Source organism: Microcystis sp. M_QC_C_20170808_M9Col, from assembly GCF_007095495.1.
In the GTDB taxonomy this organism is placed as follows: domain Bacteria; phylum Cyanobacteriota; class Cyanobacteriia; order Cyanobacteriales; family Microcystaceae; genus Microcystis; species Microcystis aeruginosa.
This window is the reverse complement of sequence record NZ_SFBZ01000291.1, coordinates 21,496-27,620: the sequence shown is the minus strand read 5'-3', so window position 1 is coordinate 27,620 and position 6,125 is coordinate 21,496. Positions and strand designations below refer to the sequence as shown.

Genomic DNA, 6,125 nt, shown 5'->3' with positions numbered 1-6,125 from the left:
ATTCCGCTTTTTTGAGATGGGGCATCCCTTGATAACGTCGTTCAAATTCCCATCGAGTTAATTTATCGCCGTTTTCTAGGGGAGGAATTGTTAAAGAAGCAGCTATTACTGGGGTAGTTATCATAAGTTTTCTCTTTTCACCCTTCTTCTAGTTAATCTTTGCCCGCTATCGGATCGGGATTTTTTCCTGATCTTCCATTATTATAACATCCATCGGTAGGGTGTGTTAAAGTAGCTCAACACACCCACAAAAATCAATTAGAAATTAACAAATAATCTATAAGCTTAATTAATCTTGCTTCTTTAACTCCTACCACTGGGCGCTTGAGGATATCTTCTAAGGAATCAAAAGGTTTCTCTGAACGTTTTTTCAGAAAATCGTTAACAGATGTAGCGGGAATTCCTGCTTTTTTAAGTTGATTAGCATCACAGCTATTCAAAAGCTCTAAAATCGACTTAGAAGGAGGAGAAGGAGGAGGAGGAGCAGCAGAAATAATAATTTTTTCTTCCAGTCTTTTGATTTCTTTTTGGTACTCCTCTCGGATTGCTTGTAACTGAGTTTCTAATCGTTTTTCAAGATTACTCACCCTCAATTCTAGAGGATTATCTGTTTTTTCAGGCGTGGTAATTAACCCAGGAGAAGGAGATAATAACTGTATTTGCTGTAAAGCGATATTCTCCGCTTCTTTATCAACTACAAAAGCGTTAATCATCTCGATGTCAGGAACTTTCTGATTGGCGATGACAGAAGCATAATATTCTAAATCTCCACTGATAAGATTATAACGTTCATCAACTTTTTTATTATCAGCTTTTTTGAGAATAGCAGGGCGAATAAGTCCACCCATTTCAATAATAAGATTGGCTAAATTCTCCAATTCAGTTTCGGAGAAGGTTTCTCTGGGAACAGAAGGATTAATATCAGTAATATCGACTCGTAAAAATTTCCACATTTATTTAACTCCTATTTTAGCTAAAACTTCGATTGCTAAGGCTTCAAATTCTGCTGCTGATACTCCCGCATCGCCTTGATTTTCCGCATAATCCATTATAGATTGGGGAGCAGGAATTTCTAAATCTCCCACGGTAACGTATTGATTTATACAGCGAGATAAAGGCATTCTTTCCGAGATAGTCGATTCCATCAAAGGTAAATTATATTTGTCTGGAATCACTTGTTTTTGTTTGGGAAAATTAAATCTTAAGTATTGAGCATGGGTGGAAATTTTGGAAGGTAAAACGCCTAAAATTTGTAGTGTTGGTTTACCCAAATCTCCACGACTTTCATTTATTTCCTCTTGAACAAAGTTTTTAACGCTATCTAATCCTTGATTAGAAAATGGTTTAAGATCTGAAGGAATTATCAGATAATCAGCTGCAATTAAAGCAATGCGTGCATATAAATCAAGTGCGGGAGGTGCATCAATAATTACAATATCGTATTGATCATTTACTTTCTCTAATTTTCTTGCCAATCTAGCAAATACCGCTGCATTATCTTTAATTTTAGCTTGGTTAGCAATTAAAGATATGTGAGAGGGAATAACATCAATTTCTGGATGATTGAATCCTTGAGACTTTCTGACGATATTCTCAATAAAAATGCGGTTACTGTTATCTAGCAAATGAAAGACATTTTTATCTTTTAAATCATCGTCATCATCGAATTGAAACTTAATTAAACCAACGGCAAAGGTACTATTAGCTTGAGCATCAATATCAATTAATAAAACTCGCTTGCCTTTTTTACTCAAGGCTGCCGCTAGATTGGTAGCGACGGTGGTTTTACCAACACCACCTTTATGATGATAAATTGCGATGGTTTTCATGGGATTTTTGTTGTTGATTGTTGGAGAATTAAGCGGTGGAATACCCAGGGATAAAGTTTCGTAGCCAATCAGAGATTTTAACTGTTCTAAGTGAGCGGCAATTTCTAACCCAGAACATCTAAAAACTAAATAAATTTTATCGGGTTTTCTTCGATAAAGTTGAATCTCATCACCATTGGTTAATAATCCCCACTGCACTTTAAAGTAGTTGAGATAATAACCTAAGCGGTGACGATGATTGATGAGCTTTTCTCTGGGGTTTTTAGCCTCGACAATTAGACAGTGAGAGGATAAAAACTGCTTTTTGTTGATAGGTTTTTGAGCGGAAACAAGGAAATCTAAGCGTACTTTACCGAAGCTAACTTGTTGATACCAATGTTCGGCATTGTAGCCTAGTTTGGGGAGTAAATACTGGACAATTAATTTACTCTCCACTTCCCTTTCGTTATGACAATGGTGAGGGTTGAAAGTCACACATTTGAGGAAATACTTAAGAACAACTTATTGTTAGTTTAAATGATGACGGCCTTTCCCGTCAAGGTAAAGCACAGACTAAACTTAATCGAGTATTTCAGCTGCAAGAACGAACCCCATCTATCCCAGAAAAGCTGTATATTGAGATGCACATCGGTAAATTTACGGATTTATTGCAGTAGGATGTTTATCTAGCACTTTTGGCAATGACAGAGAAAACCATCCTACCCACAGCTTAATTAATGTATCTGCATAATTTTCTCGGCTACTTTCTGGGAAATAAAAGGTAAAATTGAGCGATTTTGACTGTTATCTTTTCCCTCGGTAAATACCACCAAGAGATAGGGAGTATGATGGGGAATTTCAATATAGGCTGCATCGTGACGCACTTGACTTGTCCAACCAGCTTTTGACCAAATTTGACTATTTTCTGGTAATCCTTGTCCCAGAAATCCTAAGATTTGTGTATCATCTCCTTGGCTTGTCCAATCAGCAGGATTAAGACTTCGTTTTAGTAAAGACATCATCATTTGGGAACGTTGGGAAGAAACAGCAATCCCCCCGACAATAGTATGAATTAAACGCGCCACTGCATTGCTAGTTAGCATATTGCGATTCTCCATTAATTCCCCTAAAAAAGCGCGTTCACGTCCATAGGGACCATCAGACCAAGTTTTTTGATTAACGTTAATTGTCGCTAATTCTGGCCAATTTAGGGATTGAAAATAACGATTAACTATGTTGCGTTGTTGCTTCCAAGTTTCAAAGGGACCGGCGGCAATTTCTGGACCGCTAGTGGTTCCCGTCACCAGATCTACAACTAAACTGGTAGCATCATTACCAGAGTCAACAATCATGTCACGAATGGCGCGATTTAATTCGGTGTTTTCGGGAATCATTCCCCCTTCTAACCACTCATGAATTGCTACTAGATAAAATAATTTCACTAAACTAGCGGGATAGGTTCTTTCTTGTCCGCGATAACTAAAGCCGCGGGGGGAATATTTCCAGAATTCTTCGTGAGAAATTGCTCCCCCCGTGTTGACGATAACAGGAGGATCATATACTATCCAAGTTAGGGCAATTTGTTCTTGAGCTAATTGGGGAAATTCTCGCCAAGTTGTTTCTAAAATATCTGTACCGAACTGTTGGAGATGGTCTTCAGTATGAAAAAAGTTCATAGGTGTGATGCAAAGTCAAGAGTTAGAAGGTGGATAAATTCTTGAGTCGGCAATTCTCATTTTACGGTAAAATTTACCGATAATTAATTATTGGAGTGCTTCTGAGTTTAATGTTTATATCTACCGATGAGGTTCATCTCTATTTTATCAGTCTTGATCCCTCTGGGGATAGACTAGAAAAACTGGCTTCTTTGCTCTCGGAAGATGAAATAATTAGAGCTAATCGTTACCATTTTCCCCAACACAAGCGGCGTTTTTTGGTGGCTAGGGGATGTTTACGCGAGATTTTAGGGTCATATTTGGCGATAAGTCCCGAAAAAATCGAGTTTATCTACAGTGAACGGGGAAAACCGAGTATTAACTACCAATTGCAGTTTAATCTCTCCCATTCCGAGGAGATGGCAATCTGTGGCTTGACTTTAACCGCTCGCATTGGGGTAGATTTAGAGAAAATGCGCGGGGTGAAAGATTTAGATAGCTTGACAAAAAGGTTTTTTTGTGCTAAAGAACATGAGCTTGTTGAAAAGTCCGCAGAGAAGGAAAAGCTATTTTTTCAGTTATGGACGGCAAAAGAGGCTTATTTAAAGGCACTGGGAACGGGAATTAGCGGGGGACTCGATCGAGTGGAAGTGGGCCTCAATCCCTTAAAATTAGACAATGTGGCGGGGGAATGGCAATTATGGACAGCGGCAATCGGCGATAATTATCGAGCGACGGTGGTTATCGAAGGTAGCGATCGAGTGATTAAAACCTTTGGCCTTTCTGATCTATGATTAATTGGGGAGTTAATTGCCTTGAGAAATTCAGTAATTATTCCTAGCTATCTCAAAAAAAGCTTGTCCTTAATTATTACTTAACCTTGTTTTCTCTATGCGAATTGCTCTTTTTACAGAAACTTTCTTACCGAAAATCGATGGCATTGTCACCCGTCTTAAACATACCGTAGAACACCTACAAAGATTAGGTCATCAGGTATTAGTTTTCTCTCCCGATGGCGGTTTAAAGGATTACAAAGGTGCTAAAATTCATGGAGTTACAGGGATTCCCTTACCCCTATATCCGGAATTAAAAATGGCTTTCCCCCGGCCTTCCGTCGGTCAAGCTTTAGAGAGGTTTAAACCCGATATTATTCATGTGGTTAACCCCGCTATTTTAGGGGTGGGAGGCATTTATTTTGCCAAAACTATGAACATTCCCCTCGTCGCTTCCTATCATACCCATCTCCCCCAATATCTACAACACTATGGATTAGGTTCCCTAGAAGGATTACTCTGGGAATTATTAAAATTGGCCCACAATCAAGCAAGTTTAAATCTCTGCACTTCCACTGCTATGGTGCAAGAATTATCTAGTCGTGGCATTGAAAAGGTAGAGCTTTGGCAAAGGGGAGTCGATACGGAATTATTTCAACCTCATTTAAAATCCCCAGCTATGAGACTGAAATTATCCCAAAATAACCCCGATAGTCCTCTCTTATTATACGTTGGTCGAGTGTCGGCCGAAAAAGAAATCGATCGCATTAAACCAGTCTTAGAAGCGATTCCCGAAGCAAGATTTGCCATTGTGGGAGATGGTCCCCACCGGGAAGCTTTAACAAGTCATTTTGCCGACACAAATACCCATTTTGTCGGTTATTTACAGGGGTTAGAATTAGCCTCCGCTTTTGCTTCCGCAGATGCTTTTCTTTTTCCCTCACGCACAGAAACCCTCGGTTTGGTACTCTTAGAATCCATGGCTGCCGGTTGTCCGGTGGTGGCGGCAAATTCGGGGGGAATTCCCGATATTGTCACCGATGGAGTTAATGGTCATCTCTTCGATCCTAGGGATGAGAAGGGTTTAATTAGTGCCACCCAAAGATTACTAACCGCCAAGGCAGAAAGAGAGGAATTACGACGAAATGCGCGCCTAGAAGCGGAAAAATGGGCATGGCAAGCGGCCACCAAACAATTATTAAATTACTATCGCCGGGTTTTGAATAATAATTCTGTGGCTTTTGCCGCTTAATTGTTGTCAAAATGCTCGAATTTAATTGCAAAAACCTTAACCTATTGTAACTTCTATGGCCAGCGCACCCAGTACCACCTTAGATAAGTCCACCCAAGGGGTCAAAAAGACTTATCCCAACTATAAAGTTATTGTTCTCAACGATGACTTTAACACCTTCGATCATGTGGCCAATTGTTTAATTAAATATATCCCGGATATGACTACCGATCGAGCTTGGGAATTAACTAATCAAGTTCACTACCAAGGACAGGCAATTGTCTGGACAGGTCCCCAAGAACAAGCGGAACTTTATCACCAACAATTGCGACGGGAAGGATTAACCATGGCTCCCCTAGAGGCCGCATAATTATGAATAATGGTCGCTTAGTTTGGAATCATTCTACTCATATTCCGGGGTTGATTGCGGTATTAGAAAAGTTAATTACCTATCAGGGAATCGCCACTGTCACCCCGGGGGTACTTTCTCGCTCAAAAGGTCATTGTCCGCGGTTACAATTGCGGATATCAGTACCAATTCGTGGTGGTTTTAAGCTGATTGCGAGGACAGGAAAAAGTGTGCAGGAAGTCTTTGTTATCACCGATTTAAACCAAGAGGATTTAGAAATGGCTATCCAAGCTTGTTTAGGAAAATAAC

General features: G+C 39.7%; 7 protein-coding genes and 1 pseudogene. 4 read left to right on the top strand and 4 right to left on the bottom strand.

Features of this window, described 5'->3' with window-relative positions; genetic code table 11:
* The 4 genes and pseudogenes from EWV68_RS18585 to EWV68_RS18570 all read right to left on the bottom strand — a co-directional run.
* Positions 1–124: pseudogene (locus EWV68_RS18585) on the bottom strand (Uma2 family endonuclease); the annotation flags it as partial.
* A 130-nt stretch (positions 125–254) separates the two neighbouring features.
* Positions 255–953 (bottom strand): ParB N-terminal domain-containing protein, encoded by a 699-nt coding sequence (locus EWV68_RS18580; RefSeq protein ID WP_287170671.1) that lies wholly within the window; start codon positions 951–953, stop codon positions 255–257.
* Positions 954–2,303, bottom strand: a complete 1,350-nt coding sequence (locus EWV68_RS18575) for an AAA family ATPase (RefSeq protein ID WP_287170669.1) — start codon at positions 2,301–2,303, stop codon at positions 954–956.
* Between the two features lie 239 nt (positions 2,304–2,542).
* Positions 2,543–3,484 (bottom strand): serine hydrolase, encoded by a 942-nt coding sequence (locus EWV68_RS18570; RefSeq protein WP_287170668.1) that lies wholly within the window; start codon positions 3,482–3,484, stop codon positions 2,543–2,545.
* Between the two features lie 110 nt (positions 3,485–3,594).
* Between EWV68_RS18570 and EWV68_RS18565 the strand changes: the two genes are divergently transcribed.
* The 4 genes from EWV68_RS18565 (at position 3,595) to EWV68_RS18550 (ending at position 6,124) form a co-directional block, all read left to right on the top strand.
* Positions 3,595–4,257 (top strand): 4'-phosphopantetheinyl transferase family protein, encoded by a 663-nt coding sequence (locus tag EWV68_RS18565; protein ID WP_287170667.1) that lies wholly within the window; start codon positions 3,595–3,597, stop codon positions 4,255–4,257.
* Positions 4,258–4,354: 97 nt separating this feature from the next.
* Positions 4,355–5,488, top strand: coding sequence for a glycosyltransferase family 4 protein (locus tag EWV68_RS18560; protein WP_287170665.1), 1,134 nt, complete (start codon positions 4,355–4,357; stop codon positions 5,486–5,488).
* A gap of 55 nt (positions 5,489–5,543) precedes the next feature.
* The gene (clpS, locus tag EWV68_RS18555; protein WP_002758084.1) at positions 5,544–5,837 is read left to right on the top strand and encodes an ATP-dependent Clp protease adapter ClpS; all 294 of its coding nucleotides are present in this window, start codon (positions 5,544–5,546) and stop codon (positions 5,835–5,837) included.
* Positions 5,838–5,839: 2 nt separating this feature from the next.
* Positions 5,840–6,124 (top strand): DUF2103 domain-containing protein, encoded by a 285-nt coding sequence (locus EWV68_RS18550; protein WP_130757181.1) that lies wholly within the window; start codon positions 5,840–5,842, stop codon positions 6,122–6,124.
* The last annotated feature ends 1 nt before the right edge of the window (position 6,125 follow it).